Here is a 21,866-nt window from a genome sequence, read left to right on the forward strand (position 1 = left end):
GCCTTGCAGATAGCGTAGGTTTCATCGCTGATTTCCTGACCGAACAAGTGGATGGATACTTCTTTGCCGTGTTCCTCTGCTAGCTCCTGCAAGGCTTCTTCGGCCACGGTTAACATCCCGCCTGTGCCACAGCTRCCATCGTAAAGTGAGTAGGTGCTGGATTCGATACGGTCGGCCACTGGCAGGAACAGCAATTTGGCCATGAGCTGCACCACATCGCGTGGCGTGTAGTGCTCTCCGGCTTCAAGGTTGTTGTCTTCGTTGAAGCGGCGGATCAGCTCCTCGAACACCGTACCCATTCCGTGGTTGTCCAACGCCGGTAGCTTGATGCGCCCATCAGTATCTTTGACAGAAAGTGGCGAAAGGTTAATCCCGGAATCGAGGAAGTCCTCGATCATATAGCCGAGCACGTGAGAGTCCACGAGCTTCTGGATCTGATTGCGGAAGTTGAACTTGGCGAGGATCTCCTGCACGTTGGGCGAGAAACCGTCTAGGTAGTCGATGAAGTCATCGCGAAGCCGCTGTCCTGCTGCGCTAGCTTTCAGATTTGCCAGCGTGAACTCGGAGACGTTGTAGAAAGCCTGCCCGGCTGCCATGCGCAGCGCGCCGTCTTGCTCGGCGACTTTGTGGGCGTCGAGAAATTTTTTGCGTTCAAGAACCGCTTCCTTGGTGGACGCCAGCACGGCATCTAGTCGCCGCAGTACTGTGAATGGGAGGATGACATCGCGGTATTTGCCGCGCACATACACATCGCGTAGGCGGTCATCGGCGATGTTCCAGATGAAGTCTGAAATCCACTTGATTTGGCTTTGGTCTTGAATTTTAGCGGGGCTCATTAGTGGCCTTAATGCGTGATGAATAGCTATCGGTCAGCGTGTGTGGGTTTTCCGAGGGCTATTTACTTATTGATGTGGTGTGCCCGTTGGGGCTGGAACAGTCCAATTCTTACGACCCGATAGAGGGCGCATATTCCGTTGTAACGAGGAAGTTAGTTGAGCTCAGCAGCTCCTTCTGAGGGGAAGTCTGACCATTTTCCGGATGGACGTATACTCGTACTTATCATTGATGTTTACTATCGAAATGGGGGCACAGCCATATCTACGTATGGGCGATGGATTGGCAGCCACAACAGCCTGAGAACGGAGCGATTTATGAAGCTGGTTCGAGACGCCCCCACTCCTTGGCAAACCGCCCGCCCACCGTCAGTGAGCGTCAGTGTCGCACTGGTTCACGCCGCAAACGCACCGGAAGCCATTTCATCCCAAGGCGTAACTCCAACCGCCAGTTCCCGTCTTCCCCCGGTACCCGAAACTCTCTCACTGCCCCGATTTCCACCAACGCCAGCGACGTCTCCTGCTCGATGGTTTTCTTCATTTCGTGCCCCTCCAGCGCGACGGTTTAACCATAGCCCAGGGTACTGGTAGAACGCAGCATGCCGATCTGGTGCGCAGCATCCAGTCGGCATGCCACCATCGCCGGCTCGACTGTAGGGGCTAATTGACCATAACGTCCAATTATGCGCGCACATCTTTTTATGAAGGACGAGGGATATGCGCCCCACTGCGACCGATCGCCTATCGGGGGAATAACAACCCGAAAGCGAGGTTCACGGATTTATCTTTACTCGCTTGTAGTGGCCGGTACGAAGCGAAGTCCTCCAGAACTTCGGTGTGCGGGTGACGATATCCCCTGTGAAGAGGATTGGAGCTGAACACGCTGAATTTGGGGCGGATTTTATCAGCCAACCCGGTGTGCCAATTTGCTCTCGCCCCGTGATGCATGACTTGCAATGCAGCGAGACTATTCACACGATGAGGGCCCAGGAAGGCCCGCATACTGGCAAGCCGTGCATCGGTATCGAGGTAACCATCACCGGTATAGAGCAGGCTAACCATGCCCGGTGGAGTCAGCTCAACCCAACGGCGACAACACCAACACGCCCCTCTTGAAAAAAGCGCACGAATGACCTCCGCGCTCGGATCCAATGGTCCGGCGTAGAGAAATAGGGAAATCAAATTGTTGTTTTCCTCATGACCATTGAAGTCAAACTCCTTTGCGTACAACCTTTTCAGCACCGCCAAGGCACGGGTTGCAACGCTCTTGACACCGCCAAGCAGATCGCTGCGCAAACGGGAAACCTCATTGCGAAATGCGGCCGAGGCCATCGGTGCCAGCTGTGCATCGTTGTACGGCATGAACTCCCAGCAGCCAGCGACCACCAACGCTGTTCCAACCTTCATGAACGCGACGCTTGTTCCATTTTTGGCCGCCCTAGCCATGCGCGAGGCATCAAGCCTCCTATCATCCGCAGCCCCCAGGCTGGACAAATCCTCGATATCAACTTCTACGGAAATAGGCTCCCCACGGCGACGCTCCGCGCGCTCGTCACCTGATGCTGGTGGTCGTTCGGGGCGTGGCGAGATACCTGTATCAAGGCGCGGTTCCTCAAGGGGAGGCCCGCCTGAAGCAAACAAAATACGTTTGACGTTGGATTCCGGCACAGCAGCAATGAACGCCACGGGACTCACCAGAAAATTCGTCAAGCGCGAGCGATGGCCCCGATGGGCGTGAAAGGCAATAACAAGCCGTTGCCAGAGTGGCATATACGGCAATAGAAGGTCACCGACATCGAAGCGCTCCAGCAGCTTCACAAGTCCGCTGATGTGATCCTTATCGAAGTGTGAAATGGTAACCAGATCAAGGTAGGGACGCCGGCCCGCAGGTGTGCGGATGTCACACTCCAAGCCGCCCAGCGCTCTATCCAGATAATACTGGGAGGAAGAGGTACCGCAGTCATACACCCAGTTGAATTGGCTTCTAGCAGTAGGGTTGAGCATCGCAACGCTTCCCGAACTGAATAAGCCCTGACCTACGCCGTGAAACCCATAATGGATTCGCAGATCCCATTTCATATTGTATGGAATTCCTTTTGCTTTACTGAAAGTAGCTAAAGGGGGTATTGAACTGCCTTTCGCCGAACATGGCTATAGCAAAAGGCCACCAAAAAGGACTTAACCAAATCAGCATCATGATCCAGCGCCCGATAGTCACGCACTGGCGCCGCCGAGCTAAGTTCGCAATCGCCTCGGCTCACCCATTCGTGACTCCCTCACCCGAATCGAACTCTCCACCAGCGCGCGAGCGGTTTGCGGTAAGCACTCCATAACCTAAGGGCAGCGTGCCCAGCCGCAAGAACAGCGGCGCTGTTGCGAGCATAAATACCGATTGGAGCCTCCGACCTATCAAAATACAAATGTCGACGGCGTTTCGCGAAGATGGCACAGTGACACACGCGTAAAAAACTGAGGTGGTGCAGCTGTAGACGTCGTCGAGGGTCTGTGCTGCGTGGCATGCTTTTGAATCTTCAGCATAAGGATTTGCGTCAATGACCGCGTTCACTCCTGCTGTAAATCCCATAAAAGCCTGGCTCAGCGAGTTTTTGCTCACCCGCGAACTATTCAAAGGACCTAACGGCAAGCCTCTGTACAGCTACCAACTGTCCGAACACGAGTACGCATCCTTACGCGATTTACTTCAAAAGTACCTTCGCCTAGCGTCCAGCCCAGTTCAGGTCATACACCTGGGAGCATGTTTTTGTTTATTCGTCAGTGAGCAGTACCGTAGAAATTACAACAGCTCATGGTCCTGGTCAGGCGCTGAGAGTGAGTTAGCCGTCTCACTTTCACACAGCCAGCATGCAACCTTGACCAGTAAAGGACTGGAATACTGGAAACGCCCTATTCGGCACCGTGAAAACGGTAGGGATTGGCTAGGGTCCCTCTTCGCAGAGGGTGGGTTACCTTGGCCCCTAGTTCAAAAGGAATCACATGGCTTTGGCAAGGCCGTCAATCGAGGCATTAATCTCTTCAGTGCAGGGAGCAGCCACCGAACAACTGCTGACCTAATAGCGGCGCACGAAGATGAATTGCCAATTTCCTTTCGAAATCTAGAAACCAGGCAGCTGCTTGCCGGCATTGTTGAACAGTTGATGCATCTGGCGGGGCAATATCCGCTCAAGGATCAGAAAGACCCGGCTGCTTACCTGGATAAAGTCGCTCCTGAGTGGACAGAAGCCTTTCCAATCCCTCTCGATGAAACTAACGCTAGAGGCCTGATTAATGATTGGCTACATGATGCTGGCAAGCAGCGGCTTGATAGAAAAGAGGCCCTCATTCAAGCCAGAGCATTCACATGTGAGCATTTTCTATTAGGCACACTGCCGGACTGGAGGATTAGGACAGAGCTGGCCTTGCCAAAGGAACACTCATTTGACATTGATGCCCAGCAGTTGGGTAGCACTCGGCTCGATCAAGCCTATTACGAAGGTGAGCACATATTAGCTCGTGGGCCTGCGGTGTATGCCCAGCTGAACGAGTCGCGTCTGACGATCCGCTTCTCAAATCCCTCAATATCAATAGAACGTCGCCGGCTAGGCGAACCTGTCACGCTGCGCTTACTCGACAATGGACGAATTGTTCAATGTTACCAATTCGACGGCAGCGAGTTGGATTACGAAGAAACGCCGTTAGTTTTTGAGCAGCGGGCTGATTGCTGGCAATTGGTCGGAACATCTTCTTGCGGTGTCGCTGGTGAGTCCGCACGTATTCGCATTCCGACCAAATTTAGTTTTTCGTCAGACGGCCTCGCACCATCGCTGCTGACTACCGACAAAGAGAGCGGCCAGTGGCTGGATCTACGGGCCAATGTATCGCTCCAAAACGGCCCTGACCTCTATCGAATCGAATTAAATCAAAATCAAAATCAAAACGAACACCGAAAGCCCGCTCTGGCCGGTGTTCAGGGGCTCTATGACAGTAACCCAGGTGTTGTATATTTGGGTTGGCCACGACTGGAGTTGCCCGAAGACTATGAGTTTGGTCTGGGCGATATTCTAGAATTTGCCAATGGGCAACCCCTGGACACTCTTCGCCGTACCGGGCCCTTCGGTGTCGTTCGTTACACCTTGAAAAACCGCACGGGAAAAACGCTTTTAACTCGCCGCTTTGCCGTCCTACCCAAAGAATTCAGTACCTCGTTGCTTCCCGCAACCACCGAAAAACCTGCTCGATTGCAGGTCAAAGGTGCGCTCCAGCTTGATTTAAAAATCGACATCTCGCTGCTAATGGCCAAACGATTGGAGTCTGATCACTCCGCAACCACTTTCAGCCTTATTCATCGAACCGATACACCTCCTGCTGGTTTTACGCTGGAAATCGACCAGAAAAGCAGCAATCAGCCACTACGACTTCGCCTCCCGTATCCGTATCAAGGAGCACGGCTTATTGGACCGGACGACCGGCCCTCACGAGCACACCAACTTACGTTAGCTGAGCTGATAGGTCATCGCATCGCATTGACCTCAGGGCAAACTCAAGGGCAAAGTTTCTACATGCAATTGGAACTGGTGTGCGAGGCGCTGCCACATCCAAAACGGCACTATGAGATCAAAGTAGGCTCATCGCCCACGCTGCTAAATTTGTTTAGCTACCAAAATGACATGCTTCAAATGCTGGGAGCTGTCGACGAACAAGATGCGTTTATTAAGCTCACCTTAGAAACCGAACAGCGCGCGCTCAGCCTGAATATCAGACGGTACAACGGCCGCTTACAATGGGAAAGTCGAGACACATTCACGATCTGCGAAATAAGTAACGCGACAATTTTGAATGACACCGAAGTTGAAGCAATGTTGCTTTCTGATCCTAAACAAGCGCCAGTCAAAATTGAGGAACTCAAGAGCCAGGATGTTGGCACCGGACGATTTATTATACCCAATACCATGCAACGTGATGGCCCATGGCTAATCTATCCGGCCAAAGATTGTAAAACTCAATTTCGCCCTGCACTGTTCGTGTCGGCTTCGTCGATTACTGAAATTCAAACTGAAGTTTTTTCCCTGCACAGAGCGACACAGGTTTTCCACCCAAAAGCCAACCCAAACGCCATCAGTCAACAAATCACCGTCATGGCAAAAGAGTTCGGACACAGTGGTTGGCAATATTTAGCGGATTTGAAGCAACATTACGCGCACCTGCCGTTGTCCTCATTTGAAAGCTGGAAGGCACTGTCAAAGCAACCAGAGGCGCTGGCATTCGCGGTGCTCCGACTAGAAATGGACGAAGCGTTCTGCGCTCGAATTCGCGATGAGCTGGCGGTAATCTGGGAAGCAATTCCTCTCCCCATGTGGGCCGAAGCGCATGCACGATTTTTACAAGGGCTGATGGCATGTGGCTTGCCGGAGATTCTTATCAAGAACCTTGAAACGAATCGCGCGGCCGTGTTGCGACTTGTGGTTTCCGGCTTTGATTATTTGGGCGACTACCTAAGTACTGGCAATAAAAGCAGTCTGACCAAAATCCCTCCCCAATTGGTGGTACCAGGCTGGAATCAAGCCTTACGCCAACAACACGCTACCGACAGACAGTGGCCTACCGATCTTACTGCGGAGTTGACTAGCTGGCTCCTTCAGAATCCGATACCTGCATTCTTGAGAGAGATTACCCCTGTTGGTTTCACTAAAGCGGTTTCTTACTTACCAATTTTTTTGGCCTATGTGACGGCAGGCAAAGCCACCCTAAATGATCTTCCTGTGCCGATGGCGTACCTAAAATTCGCCATTCGATTGGTTTCTGATTTTGATCGTCAGGGATGGTTCGCACCTACTCACGCACTGATGGTTTCGTATTTGCTAGCCTCCGAAGACGAGGCATAAGGAGTTCCGATGCGTTTTTTCACGGATTTAATTGAGCAAAGCCTTAACCGCACGCGGGAAGCAACCCTAGGCGTCCTAGGAGTTAACGAACCAGGGCTTCGCCGTCATCTGAACGAAAAAATGGTTGATGAATTGGGCGCCGATGGCTGCTTTCTGGCTCCGCCGGTTTTCGAACATACGTTTGGTTGGAAAGAGTCGGAAAAACGTCTTCTCGACATAGAGGGGTCATTGCTCTCCAAAAGCCTGCTCAATACATTAAAAAACGCCCATGCGTATGACTTTCCAAGAGAAGCCCATCCCTATACGCACCAGCTTCAGGCTTGGCGAACGTTGCTTAACGAGAAACCTCGATCTGCCATCATCACCAGTGGTACCGGCTCGGGGAAAACAGAATGTTTTATGGTGCCTATCCTTGAAGATCTAATCCGGGAGCGTGAGCGAAATCAGTCATCCTTGATTGGGGTGAGAGCGCTATTTCTCTACCCTCTCAACGCCCTAATTAACTCTCAACAAGAGCGTTTAGACGCATGGACCCGTGCGTACGGTAAAGATATCCGGTTTTGTTTATACAATGGTAAGACTGAAGAACGCGAAGGGGTCATTCGTAAGATTCAAGAACAGAAACCCAATCAGGTTTTGTCACGTGAGCTTTTGCGCAAAGAGCCCGCGCCAATACTAATGACCAACGCGACAATGCTCGAATACATGCTGGTTCGTCAGGTAGACAATCCTATCCTGGAGATTTCAAAGCAGCAGAAGTCTCTACGCTGGATTGTCCTCGACGAGGCACACACTTACGTTGGTTCTCAAGCTGCAGAAATGTCCCTCCTACTGCGCCGCGTCGTTCAAGCCTTCGGTAAAAATCCTGAGGAGATTCGTTTCGTCGCGACATCGGCCACCATCGCCGGGGCTGAGGCCGAAGAAAAGCTGAAACGGTACCTTGCAGACCTCGCAGGAGTGCGGCTAGAACAAGTCGACGTCATTGGAGGATCTCGTGTTTGGCCGGACATACTGTTCGACTCGAAAGTCGAAAAGGCCTCGCTGGAGGCCGTGCAGTCTATCGAGAATGAACAAGAAATATCACCGTCCCGTTTTGATGCTTTAGGACGCAATTCAATAGCACGCGCGTTAAGGCATGCGATTGTTAACTCGACAAAACCGTTAGATTTAAATGAATTACTGACGATACTGAAATCCGAATTAATGCCCGGCTCGCGGCTGGAGCAGCAACGGGAAGTGTTAGGTTGGCTCGATGTATCAACCGGCACCCGACGCCATAAGGACGAACCGCCGTTTCTTAAGCTACGGACCCATCTTTTTCAACGAATGCTTCATGGACTATGGTCCTGCATAGACCCCAATTGCACTGCAAAATCTACCAGTCTGATTGAATGGCCATTTGGCAACGTCTACGTTCATCAACGTGCACGCTGCGAATGCAACGCGCCAGTGTACGAATTAGGATTTTGCGATGACTGTAAAACTCCGCATTTGATTGCAGAGGATCGCAACGGGGTTCTTCACCAATTGAGCCCGTACGCAGGAGATGAGTTTTCTCTGAGCTACGAAAGCGGCGAAGAAGAGACGTCGCCTGAACGTGAGGTAACCGGCCCCACTACTAGTCGTACGTATGCACAACGTTTGGTAATTGCCGGGTTGCAGGTCGCACAAGATCCCTTTTTCAGCGTCAGCCTCGATCTCGACACCCACGGCTTATGTGCTACTAACTCAGCGCGCCCTATCAACATTACTATCGCTGAAGAGAAAGCCGCTTGCTGTAGTCACTGCGATCACGAACTTCCAAACAAAAAAAGCTTTCTGAGAAAAGCGTATCTGGGCGCTCCATTCTATGTTGCGAATGCCGTCCCGACGGTGCTGGAGTTTTGCCCAGACGCCGACAAAAAAGACAGCAATGAGCGCTCCCCAGAGGAATTACCCGGTCGGGGGCGCAAGCTAATTACGTTCACCGATAGCCGTCAAGGTACGGCACGTATGGCCGTACGCATGCAACAAGAAGCCGAGCGTTCGCGGTTGCGTGGCTTGGTATTTGAAACGCTTCGGAACGTTCAGGCCAAAGCTGATGCGGAACCTAAAGACGTTCCCACTGGCAACTATGATCTGCTGATGCACCAGGCAGAAGGCTTAGAACAGTCGGGAATGGGTGTCATGGCGGCAGAGCTACGCAGACAAGCGGCCGCGCTACGATCCGGCGGTGCCCCACAAAAACGAATCGTCAACGTCGATTGGGCAAGCATGGTGTATGAGCTAGCAGCCTCCAAAGATGTTGAACAGTCAATCCTGCGCTACAACCGCTACGCCAACCCGGTCCTTTTTGACGGGAGCCAAGGTGGCGCAACCATGGCTCGCTTACTTTTAGCTCGGGAATTTTCCCGACGCCCAAAAAATCAAAACAGTACGGAGACTCTCGGCCTCGTGAAAGTAACCTACCGAGGTCTCAAAGAAATTAGCTCTACACCGCCGATGTGGACGGAAACAAACGCGGTACCGGCGACAGGAGCATTTTCGGCGCCTGAAACTCGCTTAACTCTTGAGGATTGGCACGACTACCTTAAAGTTGCACTTGATTTTTACGTGCGCGAGAACACCTTTATAAACATGGATCGCGACATGCAATCCTGGATGGGCAGCAGGTTCACCCCCAAATCGCTGTTCTCTCCAAAAACCGAGCTGGAAGAAAGCACAACAGTAAAAAAATGGCCTCAAGTAAAGTCTGGGAATCCGCATCGGTTAGTAAAACTATTGGAACAAGCCACCGGATTGAATCGGACGGTCGCTACAGATGCGGACAAAATCAATGCTTGGCTAGAGGCTGCATGGTCTGCTCTAACACAGGCTCTCATCCTGGAGCCCGCAGACCCAGGGCATCGCCTGAAGCTAGAAACACTGACCTTTTCGCTATTAGAAGAGGGGTGGCTCTGCCCGATAACGCACCGAATTTTTGATTCGACTTTTCGTGGGTTAACCCCTTATTTACCCATAAAGTTGCGTCCGCAAGACTATCGTTGCCAGAAAATCCAACTCGCCTCGCTAGCTAACCTCCAGATAGATGGTAGCGCCGTGGCCAAGCAATTGCAGATTCGTACGCAGGTCTTACAAGACCCGGTCATCCAGCACCTTCGGTCTGAGAATCTCTGGACCGATATCAGCGACCGTACCGTGGAAGGCGGATTTTACTATCGAACCGCAGAACATTCGGCTCAGCAGTCGGCCCAGAGACTCGATGACTATGTTGATCTGTTTAAGAAGGGTGATATCAACGTACTCAACTGCTCCACGACTATGGAGATGGGCGTAGATATTGGGGGCATCTCTGCTGTAGTGATGAACAATCTGCCGCCCCACCCTGCCAACTATTTGCAACGGGCGGGACGCGCCGGACGCCGTAGTGAGGCACGCGCGATAGCCTACACCTTATGTAAAGCGGACCCTCATAACCAGCGCGCGTTTGCACAGCCTAAGTGGCCATTCATTACCGCCATTCCCGCTCCCACCATTACTTTAAGCTCTTCTCGCATTGTTCAGAGGCACGTCAATTCGCTGCTCTTGTCTATTTTCCTAAAGTCAAAAACCAGTAGTGACGGTGACCGAACCAGGCTGACTCTCCAATGGTTTTTTGGCGGGGACGACTCGCCTTGCCAGCAATTCAAAAGCTGGCTGACTAGTTGTCAGACAGAATTCGCAGACCCAATCAAACGCCTTGTCAGCGGAACTTGCTTAGATGGCTGCCTGCTCAGCACAATCTTAGCCGAGACTCAGGAAAGCGTACGTATTCTGGAGGACCGGTGGCTTGAAGAGTCTCGAAAGCTCAACGCTAAGCTGCAAGCGGCGACAGATTTACCGTACAAAAAAGCGCTAGAGCTGGAGAAAAAACGTCACGACGGTGAGTACTTACTGCGCGATCTCGCGTCCCGTGCGTTCCTTCCAGGATATGGATTCCCTACCGATGTCGTGACACTCAATACCTACAACATTGAGGACTTCAAGCACCAGCGAACTCATCCTGAGAGTCGTGAAGACAGCATTTTCAACAACAAAGAGCTTCCGTCTCGCGGCTTAAACATTGCGATCCGAGAGTRTGCACCTGGGTCGCAAGTGGTAATCGATGGGCGAGTCTATCGTTCGGCAGGAATCAGTTTGCAATGGCATGCATCAGGCCAAGTAAACGAAGCACAAAAATTTGATATCGCCTGGCGATGCTCAAATTGTGGCGCGACAGGCGTAATCGAAAACGCCTACACCAATAGCTCCGAGCTAACGTGCTCACACTGCATGCACGCAATTCAACCAAACGAGCGACGAACCGTCCTTCGCCCTGGCGGCTTTGTAACCGACTTCTATGAGTCCACAACAAACGACATCACTTCTCAGAAGTTCATCCGAGTCGAACGACCTCGCATCCAACTGACTGGCGAGACGATCTCGCTGCCCGACAAGCGGTGTGGTTTCGTTCGATTTGGTCACGACGGCAGTGTGTTCCATCATTCATCCGGTGAACACGAAAAAGGTTACGCCGTGTGCCTAACCTGCGGACGTGCAGATTCAATGCTAGCCTCCGGTGACATTCCTAAAAATCTGCTTCCAGATCAGCTACACCGGCCAGTGGGAGGGATCACAGGGAGTCGTAAAGAGTTCGACTGCCCCGGCACGGCAGTTAAGCCTAACCTGTTCCTGGGCTATCAAATTCGCACTGACGTCATGGAGCTTTACTTGAGAAGTCCCCAGACAGGCCTGTGGCTCGGAGATAGTCTGGCAGAGCAAACTATAGCCACGACTCTTGCCGTTGCGCTACGCGACGTAATCGCCGAACTCTTAGGTATTGCCAGCACAGAAATGGGCTTTGGTTTCCGTCTTGATCGCGATATCGAAAGTGGACAAGGGCGAACGGTCATTCAGCTGTTCGATGAAGTCAGCGGAGGAGCCGGGTTTGTCCTGGCTGGCTTAGCGAATACAACCGAGCTATTACGTAAAACGTTAGGGAAGCTGCATTGCCCGGTTAACTGCGAAAACGTCTGCTCACACTGTCTTGCAGGTCAAGACAGTCGAGTGGAGCGAGAGGAGCTAGACCGTGGACGCGCCATGGAGTGGTTGACTGTGTCGGGCCTAATCGAACATTTAGACTTACCCAGCGAGTTTGAAACTGTGGTGGGGGCTAGTTATTGTTCGACCGGCCCGATCCGCTATTTGTCCTCTGCGATCAATTCAGCGGATCGCGGTGAAAACGACACCTCTATTTGCCTGGTGATGAGGGGAGATGCAGAGGACTGGGACCTAGATCACCCTTACTTCCGTGAAAAAATCCTCACTTGGGCAATCGCTGACAAACTCAAGGTGAAACTGGCAATTCCTTCAGGAGCGTCGCTAAGCAAAGAACAGAAGAACACCCTCTTTGACCTGGCTAGTCTTGGGGTTGTGATTGAGGATATGGACAACTCCCTCCCACTGATCAAGCCTTACCTGGTGGCTCAAATTCGTTCGAAGTCGGGCATCAAGAGTCTTTTTAGCAGCGATGCCTCCGCTGCGATTCCAGGAGCCGGATGGCTGAGTAGCAACGATGGAATAGTATGGGCTGGAAGCGACTGTGTTTCTGCTTGCGCTGGTCAGTCTATCGACGTCCGGACCTGGCGCCAATTTGAGCAAGGTGCACGGGTCATCGAAATCACCCACGAACTTGACGGGCCTATCAGCAGCTTGCATAGACGTCTCGCTACTCTCATTGAGAAGCACGCGCCCGAACTGACTGAGTTGATTGCCACGGACCAAGCATCAGTGGTCAGCTATTCCGACCGGTATTTGAAATCTCCATGGTCGTTAATGTTGTTAAGCGGTTTTCTTGAACTTTTCAAAAATGAAAAACTTGAGTCGCTTCGAATTCAAACGCTAGCATCCACTGGCGATCAGTCCAGCAATCAAATTAGTCATGACTGGAGGTTTCAACTTGATCAAGAAGCACTTCTTAAGCTTTGGTTGGGTAGCCAGTTCTCCATCTCACCTGAAATTGAAATAAAAGAACGAAGCAGGGAGCTTCAACACGCGAGAGTGATAACAGTAGATTGGGCATCGGGTAAGCGCAGCAAAGTTTTCCTTGATCAAGGAATGGGTTACTGGCGAGGTAGAATGCCGTATCGCGACCAGATGGGGTTTGACTTCCGCGCTAACCACGAGAGCCAAGCGCTACAAATGCTGGAGAAATATAAAATGGCGCAAATGTGTCCTAGCGGCGATTGGCCCACTTACATGAGTCTGCTCGTGAGCTAAGCCAAGCCAAGCACCCAATGAGTCAGAGAGTGGTGTCCACCTAAGGTAAAGTGGACGCCACTCGTCTGTCTTTAAAGGCGCTCCAAAATTATCTGTGCGTCGGATTTCTTTAGACCACTACACAAATCGAACATCTGAAAGCCCCCCGATCTGATCGGGGCGTTCTTATGGGGTAGGAAAACACCTACTGGCAATCTCAGTAGCAGCTAAACCTCCTACAGAAAATCCAGCACATTCTGTATTGAGGGTCACTCCAAGCAACTCTAAACTTTATTGCAAGCGCCTAAGAAACGCCCAACGTAGAAGCGACTTCATCACGCAGAATGCATGCTGGCATCCGCCATACATGCGCAATCCTGTGGGTAGGAGGAACCGCTTGTTGGGATTTCTTAGATCCTCTACGTCGGGCTCTGGCCATTTTCAACTTTATACGTAGAGGTAATGGATATGCCTGTAAATACTTCACACCGATCAGTAATCTCTGATCCTTTCCATCCAATGATCTTTACCCTCCATAACCTACCGCTCCATGCCCTCCTGCTGGAAAATCAACCATGGTTCTGTGCCCGTGACATTGGTCGCTTGATGGGTGTCCATCTGAGTGATCGCATGGTCAGCAAACTGGATAAGGATCAACGCTGCTTCTTGTGGATTGAGTATTTCCGACAACCACGGAAACAGCTAATGCTCAGCGAGTCCGGTGTGTATGCACTATTGGTGTATCACTATGTTCCCGCAAATCGATTGTTACGTGAATGGCTGACCCAGCAGGTTGTGCAGGCCTTACGCGATGCCATGCAGCCGTATGCTGCGGATCGACCGATGGTGAGTTCGTTGGACTGGCCGGAAATGTCGTTAAATCTGCTGCACTGGCGGGGTGAAAGTTGGATTCGGCTACGAGACATGCCTTACCTGTTAGACGATCAAACGCAGCGGCGGGTGTTGGTAGCTAAGCCTTGGTGGCGGAAGGTAGCCCGGGTGTTTCAGTCGTCGAAGCATTCGAGGGACTAAGGACAGTCTGTAGGAACGAAAACGCGAGGGTTTCCTACAACAAGCACTTCACCAACTGTCCTCATTTCCACAACCAGCAACTCGCAGTCTCTCAATATTTGCAGGCAACAGTCCTCACTGCCTCGGCACACAATTCAATCAGCCTTCAATTGCTTCCAACCGCTGCTTCAGTTTCTCATTCACCAACGCTCCATGTACTCCAGAATGAATTTCCCGATGGCAACTTGGGCACACGGCTCCCACATAGCGCGGGTGATCTAACCCACCATCTGAGAGCCGGTTTACGTGATGCGGCTCTAAGTAGGGGGTGCCATCCTTTTTCATAAAAGGAGCCGCCTTCTCACAGCTCTCGCATTCCCCCTTTGCGCGCATCAGCACATAGTGCGCAACCTTCCGGCTGCGCTGATAGATCTTACGCGGAGCGGATTGCCCCAAATCATCGCTGCTAGGCTTACATGCAGCCAGCGCAGCCAACCGCGCAGCAGCCAGAGACCCGGAAAGATCAGCCTCATCTTCATCCTGTTCTTCAGCTTCAATTATTTCACCAGGAATACCCACAGGGACTAACCGAAAAACAATCGCCGTCCGATCCTGGCCGCTCACATCCGGTTGGGTCCGCTCAAACATGTCGGCGCAAGAAAACTCGCCCATGTAAGCGTTGCCTTTACCTTTGCCTAGGGACTTAAACAAGTGAAGCGCTCGGCCATCCACGGCATGCTCAGCAATGGCTCGGTTGCCACGGATGAAAGTCATCGGCCCGCGTTGTCCTTCACCGGTGTAAAAGTAGGCGCCGTCTTCCCAGTGGTCGGCATACCCGTATTGTTCACCGCTATCGCCTGTGAACAAAAAAATCGCAGGGTAGGTAGCGGACGCTGCAATGCCGCTTTGCAGGCTTCCACCGAACGGTCCATTGATTTCAGTTTTTCGGTCGTAAACAGCTCCCGGTCTGAACTGCAAAACAGGCTTGCCCTCCCCACGAGGTAACTCCACAACAGTGAAGCCTCGCTTTTTTAGGTAACTGTTTGTCGGGTGCCCACCGGAAAATTCGCCTACGGCAATGCCAGTTGCCAGAGAGACGATTTTCTTCGCCGGATACAGTTCACCGCCCGAGTGAACGGCGTAACGGTGAGCTAAGTTTTTTTCCCAGCCCTGCCACTCGTGCTTACTCCGAAATTTACGATCAAATTCCAGCAACGCTTTGTCTATTCGTTCCTTCGAAACCGCTTTGATCACCACGAGTGCTGCCCTTTATCGACAATGGCTGTAGGAAAATTCCTACAATCACCAAAGTATCAAAAGGTTTCAATTTGTTATAGGGCGAAAAGCCACTATTTCTAAGCGCTATTGCTCAATAGCGGACAGCGGTGGAATGGCCCAGCCGCTGTTCGCCTGCTACATCAATCTCATATCTCCCACGACAATACTCTGCGCCCTCACCTCCCCAACCCACTAATCCGCCACGGACATACCGCCGCCCTCACCCCACTCGGCCCGACAATTTCTGGCGTCTGCCCAAGCGACCTCGCACTCAACACACTCCCCACCCGCTCTATCAACTGATCAAACCCCAACGTCGCATCCTCCTGATGCAATTTGCGCAGTTGCTCAACCAGGGCGTAGGTGAAGGCGCCGTAGTGGTTGGAGCCCGCCACATATTCGCTGGCTTTTTCGTTCTCCCGCGCGGCGTAGAGCATCAGGGGCATGTACGGGCCGTGGTGGCCGTAGAGTTTTCCCTGACGCAGCAGTTGGGCTTTTTTCTCGGGGCGCAGGCCGGTGGCGGCGCCTTGGGTGGTGCGGGTGCGGGTGAGGCCGCGGGTTTTGTTGTCTTGTTCGCTGAAGTCGCGGCGGTCGCTGTCGACGGCGTAGACGCGGCGGTCCCAGTCGCCGGCGTAGGGGTCCCAGCGCAGCATGCGGTGGCGGATGTCGCTGGGTGGCGTGATGCCGCGCACGCGGCCGTTGCCGCGGGTCATGCCGCCGGCGTAGCAGCAGTCGAACATGACGGTGAGTTTGGCGCCGTGGCCGTCCGGGTCGAATGGCAGGTGGCTGTAGAACTGGCGGAACAGTTTGTCGGTGAAGTGGGTGCTTTCGTCGTCCCAGTCGAAGTCGTGGAGCACCAGGGTTTCGTCCATGCAGTCGGCTTCGCCGCTGCTGCTGTAGACCGGAAGTTGGGTGCCATGGCCGGAGTAGAACAACACGCGCTCGTCCCCGGCGCGGGCGCCTTCCACCAGCCATTCGAGGCGTTCGACGAAGTTGGCCCGGGTCGCTCGGGCGTCGTGCAGCAATCGGATGTCGCCGGCGTCGTAGCCGCTTTCCTGGAGCATGCGGCTGATCAGGTAGGTGTCGTTGATGCAGCCGTCGAGGCGTGCGCTCGGGTCGGGGTAATCGTTGATGCCGACCACCAGGGCTCGGCGTTTGCGTTGGCCGCTGCGGGACAGAAACGCCGGCACTTCCAGTGCCCGTGCGGCCACCACGTCGCGGGCCAGTTGTGGCCACAGGCCGGTCTGGCTGGTGGGTGACGACAAGTAGGCCTGAGCGGCGTGATTGAGGTCGAGCAGGTCATCGCGCAATGGCACGCTGAATTCGGTTTTCAGGTCGATCCGCGCCGAATCCGGCGAGGTAATCGGCCGGGTCAACAATCCGTCGTCGGGGTTATGGAGGTGGAACCAGCGGCGGATGCCTCGGCCGTTTTCGCTCAGGCGCAGGACCCGCCCGCCCCACACTTCGCGCATCACCAGCGGCAGTGCGATCGGTGAGCCGAAGCTGACGAACACTCGGCCATCGATGCGCTTGAGCGCCGCCCCCTTTTTCGCCACCGAACGGCGCAGGGCGTCGTAGCCGATCAGGCTGCCCAGGCCTTGGGCGAAGATGATCTGCGGATTGAATGCTTCGATCTTCGCCAGCAGATGTTGAGTCAACTCTGTGCGCAACTCGGCGTCTTCGATCCATTGCACGAGGGCGCCCACCGTGGTGCGCAACATCTGGTTGACCGGCAGGCCCCAACTGCCGAAGTTCTCATCGGCCTTGCCCCTGGCGTCGGCCCTCAGCATCGCCAGGCCTCGGGTGACCTGGGCGAAGTCCGGCCCCTCTTTGAGCTGCTCATCGAAAGTCAGAAAGTCGATGTCCTGATCATCGATGGGGCGACCGTTCTGTGCCAGTTGAGTGCGGATCAAGGTGCGCCATTGTTCCTGCCAGTTCCCATCGATGCCGCCCTGCCCTTGGCTGGCCGGCGTGAACCCCACACCGGGCAGGCACAGGACGCGCAGCCGTGTTGGCGCGACTTCCGCTCCCGGTTCTGCCAAGGCTTTGCTGGCCGGCGCCGCAGCCGGAGGAGCTGTTTGCCCTTGAGCGGTGACCATCAAATCCTGCAGACGCCGCAGTTTCGCCTCCAGGCTGTCTGCACTGGGCGCGGCCGGCGTGAGTGCGGCCTGACCCGGATCAGCCAGGGCACGGCTGCGGTTGCCGAGAAAACCGCTGACCCACTGGGCGCTGCTCTTCCAGATCTGCTCAGGATCGAGGCCGTCGAGGTAACCGGTGGCGCTGTCCACCACTTGTCGACTCTGGGTCGCCAGTTCGGACTCGATCAATGGCAACCCGGCGCGACTCGGCACCACGGTAGCCGCCAATTTTGGCGCAGCCGTTACGCCCGGCGCGGCACGCCAGATGGGCGCATTGCCGAAGTGCTGCGCGGCGACCACCCGTGGGCCAAGGGCGCTGCGCGGCAACTTGAAATGATCGCAAAGAAACGCCAGCAAACTGGTGTGATCGTAGTGCTGCGCCTGGACATCGCCCGTCCAGGGGATCAACCCCGGCTTGAGCCATGGCGAAGCCAGGATCGCCGGAACGCGAACGCCGAGTCGGGTGAAGGGATTTTTCCATGGGACATCCACCGTTGAACCGGTCGCCACGCAAGTCGGCGGCACTACGTGGTCATGGAAGCCGCCATGTTCGTCGTACAGCAGCACGAACAGGGTCTTGTTCCAGACAGCGGTATTGGCCGACAAGGCGTTGAACACCTCACCGACAAACTGATCACCGAAGCGCAGGTCTTCAGGTGGATGATGGGACACGTTGGGCCCGAGTTTGCCATTGAGCAGGCCATAGCTCGGCTCGATCCACGACAGCTCAGGGAGCTTGTTACCGGCGACGTCTGATTTGAAATCGTCGATGCTCAGGTGCTGCAATCCACCCTTGACCAGCGCCGCCAGCGGAACGGCGCCATCGGAATAAATGCGTGCGTCATGGCCGTTGTTGCGCAGCAGCGAAAAAATACTCTCGCCGCCGAACTGTGCGATCAGGCTTTTGATGCCGGCCAGTACCGTGCCTGTGGAGGGCATCAGCAGGTGGCCATTGCAACTGCCGAGCATGGCAAAAAAACGGTTCGGCCAGGTGGGGCCTGGCACCGAGGAAAACCAGCGATCACACACGGTGAAATTGCGCGCCAGTCCGTGAATTGCCGGTAACGTATCGTCGGCCGGGGTGGCGCCGAACGGGATGTAGTTCATCGCCCGCTGGGCCATGGATTGCGACCAGGTTTTGTAGACCTTCAGGTCGGCGCGGGCCTTGTCGTAGGCATCCTGGGCAAAACCGGCGAGTGTAGGGTTGGCCGGGCTGGTCTTGAAGGAGACGCCCAGTTGTTTCTCTACGTTGACGAACTCGTGGCCAAGGTCGAAACCCTCACTGTTACTCGGCGGCAGCGCCGGAGGTAGAGGGGGCGGCGGCGCCCACAGGCTGTAGTTCTCCGGGAACTCCGATGCCTGGGTGATCACCGTCGAACTGCCATTGGCCAGCTTCAGCGCATTGGTGCTGGGTGCGTGACGGTCGATACCGTCACACGCCGGGTTGATGCGGGTGTAATCCCCCAGCAGATGATCGAATGACCGGTTTTCCATCATCAGCACGACAACGTGCTCAATCCCGGCGGGCCAGTTGTTCGGCATGGTTCGCTCCTTGATATGAAGTCTCTGTTTCGATCTCGCGGGTTTCACGGCAATCCTTTCCCTTCATCTTCACGCTCCCTGTAATCCACCCGATAATTTGCCACGTAACTATCCACAGCCGCCCCAATCGTAGGAAAAAACGCCGTCTCCCCCAGCCGCGCAAACAACCCGAACCGCTTGAGCTTGTCCTTGACCGGGTCCTTCATCTCGGCAATGCACAACTCGATACCCRCCGCGTGCAGGGTGTCGTCCAGTTCGGCCAGCATGTCGGCGGAGGTCACGTCCACGCTGGTGACCGGCCCTGCGGCGACCACCAGCCAGCGCACCGGCGTGGGCGATGCCGCCACGGCGTCCAGCACTCGGTCATGGAACAGCTCGGCGTTGGCGAAAAACAAGGGCGCATCCCAGCGAAACAGGACCAGGCCGGGGATCAGGCGCGCGTCGGGGTAGCGTTTGATGTCGTGGTAGCCCTTGACCCCGTCGGCGCGGCCCAATACCGCGGAGTACGGGCGCCAGCCGTCCCAGAGGAATTCTATGACGGCAATCACGATAGCCAGGCCGATGCCCTCGATCGCGCCGAACACCGCTACGCCGACCGTACAGACGATCGACAGCCAGCATTCCCAGCGCTGGATGCGATAGATCCGGCGCAGGTCGGTGATCTCGATCAAGCCAATGGCCGAGGCGATCACGACCGCCGCCAGTGCGCTGGACGGCAAATGTTGCAGCAGGTCCGGCGCCACCACCAGCAGCAAGGCAACCGCCAGTGCGCCGACGACGCCGGTCATTTGGGTTTTGGCTCCGGCGGCCTCGGCCACGGGTGTACGTGACGAGCTGCTGCTGATCGGGAAACCCTGAAAAAAACCGGCTGCGAGGTTGGCGATGCCCAGGCCCACCATTTCCTGATTCGGGTTGACGTAGGTTCGGGTCCGCGCCGCATAGACACGGGACAGCACGCTGGTGTCGGCGAACGAGACAAGGGCGACGGCGCAACCGCCGATCAACACCGGGACGATATCGGCGCTGGTGATCCAGGGGATGGCGAAACCGGGCAAGCCTTGGGGGAGCGAACCGAGGACCGACACACCGGCGCGTGTCGCAAGGTCGAGCACACCCACGGCGACTGTCGCTCCTGCCACGGCGATCAGGATGCCCGGCAACCGCGGCCACCTTTTGAGGAGCAGGATCACCGCCAGGGTGAGCCCGCCCACCATGAAGGTGGTCCAGTTGACTTTACCCTCCATCACCGCTGAGGCGATGGACCATAAGTCTCTCAATGGACCGTTGGACTCAATCGAAAAACCGAACAGCTTGGGCAGTTGGCTGATCAATACGGTCAGTGCGATCCCATTCATGTAGCCGTAGCGGATCGGCTTGGACAGAAGCTCGGTCACAAAACCCAGGCGCGCGATACCGGCCAGGATACACACTGCTCCCGAGACGAGCGCCATCATCCCCGCCAGGGCGACGGCACGCTGCGGGTCGCCGCCGGAGAGTGGCAGGATGACGGCAAGGATGACGGCCACCAGAGAGGAATCCGGCCCCATCACCAGAATTCGACTGGGGCCGAACAAGGCATAGAACAGCAGCGGAACGATAGTCGCGTAGAGGCCATAAATGCCGGGCACGCCCGAGGCCACCGCATAGGCGATACCGACGGGCACCAGCATCGTGGTCAGCACCAGGCCGGCCACGATGTCGTAACGCAACCATGCCGGTTGGTACTCGCGCAGCATGCCCAGCCCCGGTAGCCAGCGGCGCCAACCGGTCTGTTCATCCCGGCGGGCTATCCGGCCCGGCTCCGAAACGGGCGGCGAAGCATCTGAATGGCTCATAAAACCGCCCTCTTTGATGGACGATGCAGACTAGGCGATATCGAAGTGATCTCAGTGTAGCTATTGCTTCGAATACGCCATCACTGGAAGCTGGTCACCTAAAGGACCTGGAAGCCGACATGAAATTCGACCTCGCCTACTGCCTCAGCCTCAACGACAAGTTGTCGATCTACGACGTTCGGGATCTGAATTTCGACGAGACGATGGATTTCGATTCCGCCAGGGAACACTTCCAGTGCCCCAACGATGCCTGTCGCCTGGCGTTCGATGCGGCCAATGAGCTGGGCACGTTCAACGCGAAGAATGTGAATTACGTACGCACGCCGCACTTCAAGAACTTGCCAAGTACGCGGCATGTCGAGGGTTGCCCTTATGTCAGCTTGAAGACGCCTACGTCGGGTGTGGACGAGACGGAAACGGATGACAGCCGCGAGGAAAATTTCCCGTCGGAATTGTTACTGACTCGCCGTGAGTATGTGCGTAAGCCATCCAGCCCGAAGGTCGCGGCGGACGGGCTGCGGGATGAGTCGCCAACGCCTTCGGTGACCAGCAACGTCGAGCAGCCGAGCAAGGAATCGGCCCCGGACAAGACCAGCGTCTTCGCCCATCCGGTGGAGTGTTTCGTGTCGAACTTCGACGACAAGGATTTGCTCAAGTGCGTGCCGCTGAAGATTGGCGAGCACACTGCGCCTTACGCGTCGTTTTTCAAGAAGATCGAATACCTGCAGGACAACAAGGGGCTGATTTACTGGGGCAAGATCAAGGAGATCAAGGACTACACCCAGAGCTTTCGCATCGACTTCGAGAAGAAGGTCTGGCTCGAGAAAAAGCCGTACTCGGTCAATGTCTACCTGAGCAAGAAACTCATCGACAGCTACCGCAAGCGCAAGGCGTTCCTGGAAGAGATCAAACACGCCATCGAGAGCGGGCGGGAGTTGTACTGCTTCTTTTATGGCGTGACGCCCGAGCTGAAGCAGGTGCCGAGCAAGAAAAACCCCGAGCAGACGTTCGGGGTGTTCAGCGCCAACATTGAAAACCTGGATCACTTTATCGTGCGGGAAGCGCCGGGGTTGGAGGGCAAGTAATACGAAGCGC

The 21,866-nt window shown here is 54.9% G+C and carries 10 protein-coding genes; 4 read left to right on the plus strand and 6 right to left on the minus strand.

Annotated elements, in window-relative coordinates; all coding sequences use genetic code 11:
* From AC1DU9_RS17045 to AC1DU9_RS17055, 3 genes are all read right to left on the minus strand, one after another.
* Positions 1–836 (minus strand): type I restriction-modification system subunit M (locus AC1DU9_RS17045; protein WP_477810516.1); only part of this gene is annotated, 836 nt, incomplete at its 3' end.
* A gap of 376 nt (positions 837–1,212) precedes the next feature.
* Positions 1,213–1,374 (minus strand): hypothetical protein, encoded by a 162-nt coding sequence (locus AC1DU9_RS17050; protein ID WP_477810544.1) that lies wholly within the window; start codon positions 1,372–1,374, stop codon positions 1,213–1,215.
* 200 nt (positions 1,375–1,574) lie between these two features.
* On the minus strand, positions 1,575–2,912 hold the full coding sequence (locus AC1DU9_RS17055; RefSeq protein WP_477810517.1) for a hypothetical protein: 1,338 nt from the start codon (positions 2,910–2,912) through the stop codon (positions 1,575–1,577).
* A gap of 473 nt (positions 2,913–3,385) precedes the next feature.
* Between AC1DU9_RS17055 and AC1DU9_RS17060 the strand changes: the two genes are divergently transcribed.
* The 3 genes from AC1DU9_RS17060 to AC1DU9_RS17070 all read left to right on the plus strand — a co-directional run bounded on the left by AC1DU9_RS17060 (position 3,386) and on the right by AC1DU9_RS17070 (position 13,999).
* Positions 3,386–6,712: an STY4851/ECs_5259 family protein gene (locus tag AC1DU9_RS17060; RefSeq protein WP_477810518.1), complete on the plus strand. Its 3,327-nt coding sequence runs from the start codon at positions 3,386–3,388 to the stop codon at positions 6,710–6,712.
* Between the two features lie 9 nt (positions 6,713–6,721).
* Positions 6,722–12,988 (plus strand): DEAD/DEAH box helicase, encoded by a 6,267-nt coding sequence (locus AC1DU9_RS17065; protein WP_477810519.1) that lies wholly within the window; start codon positions 6,722–6,724, stop codon positions 12,986–12,988.
* Between the two features lie 447 nt (positions 12,989–13,435).
* Positions 13,436–13,999 carry a BRO-N domain-containing protein gene (locus tag AC1DU9_RS17070; RefSeq protein WP_477810543.1) on the plus strand — a complete coding sequence of 188 codons (564 nt, stop codon included), beginning with the start codon at positions 13,436–13,438 and terminating at the stop codon, positions 13,997–13,999.
* A gap of 138 nt (positions 14,000–14,137) precedes the next feature.
* On the opposite strand, the gene AC1DU9_RS17075 is transcribed toward AC1DU9_RS17070, so the two are convergent.
* From AC1DU9_RS17075 to AC1DU9_RS17085, 3 genes are all read right to left on the minus strand, one after another.
* Complete coding sequence (locus tag AC1DU9_RS17075; RefSeq protein ID WP_477810520.1) at positions 14,138–15,235, minus strand: HNH endonuclease; 1,098 nt, start codon at positions 15,233–15,235, stop codon at positions 14,138–14,140.
* Between the two features lie 197 nt (positions 15,236–15,432).
* Positions 15,433–18,936 carry an alkaline phosphatase family protein gene (locus AC1DU9_RS17080; protein WP_477810521.1) on the minus strand — a complete coding sequence of 1,168 codons (3,504 nt, stop codon included), beginning with the start codon at positions 18,934–18,936 and terminating at the stop codon, positions 15,433–15,435.
* A 44-nt stretch (positions 18,937–18,980) separates the two neighbouring features.
* Positions 18,981–20,771 (minus strand): SulP family inorganic anion transporter, encoded by a 1,791-nt coding sequence (locus tag AC1DU9_RS17085; protein WP_477810522.1) that lies wholly within the window; start codon positions 20,769–20,771, stop codon positions 18,981–18,983.
* Between the two features lie 119 nt (positions 20,772–20,890).
* Here AC1DU9_RS17085 and AC1DU9_RS17090 point away from each other — a divergent pair, with 119 nt between their 5' ends.
* The gene (locus AC1DU9_RS17090) at positions 20,891–21,856 is read left to right on the plus strand and encodes a hypothetical protein (protein WP_477810523.1); all 966 of its coding nucleotides are present in this window, start codon (positions 20,891–20,893) and stop codon (positions 21,854–21,856) included.
* Positions 21,857–21,866 lie beyond the last annotated feature (10 nt).

The organism is Pseudomonas sp. P4_C1 (genome assembly GCF_056402155.1).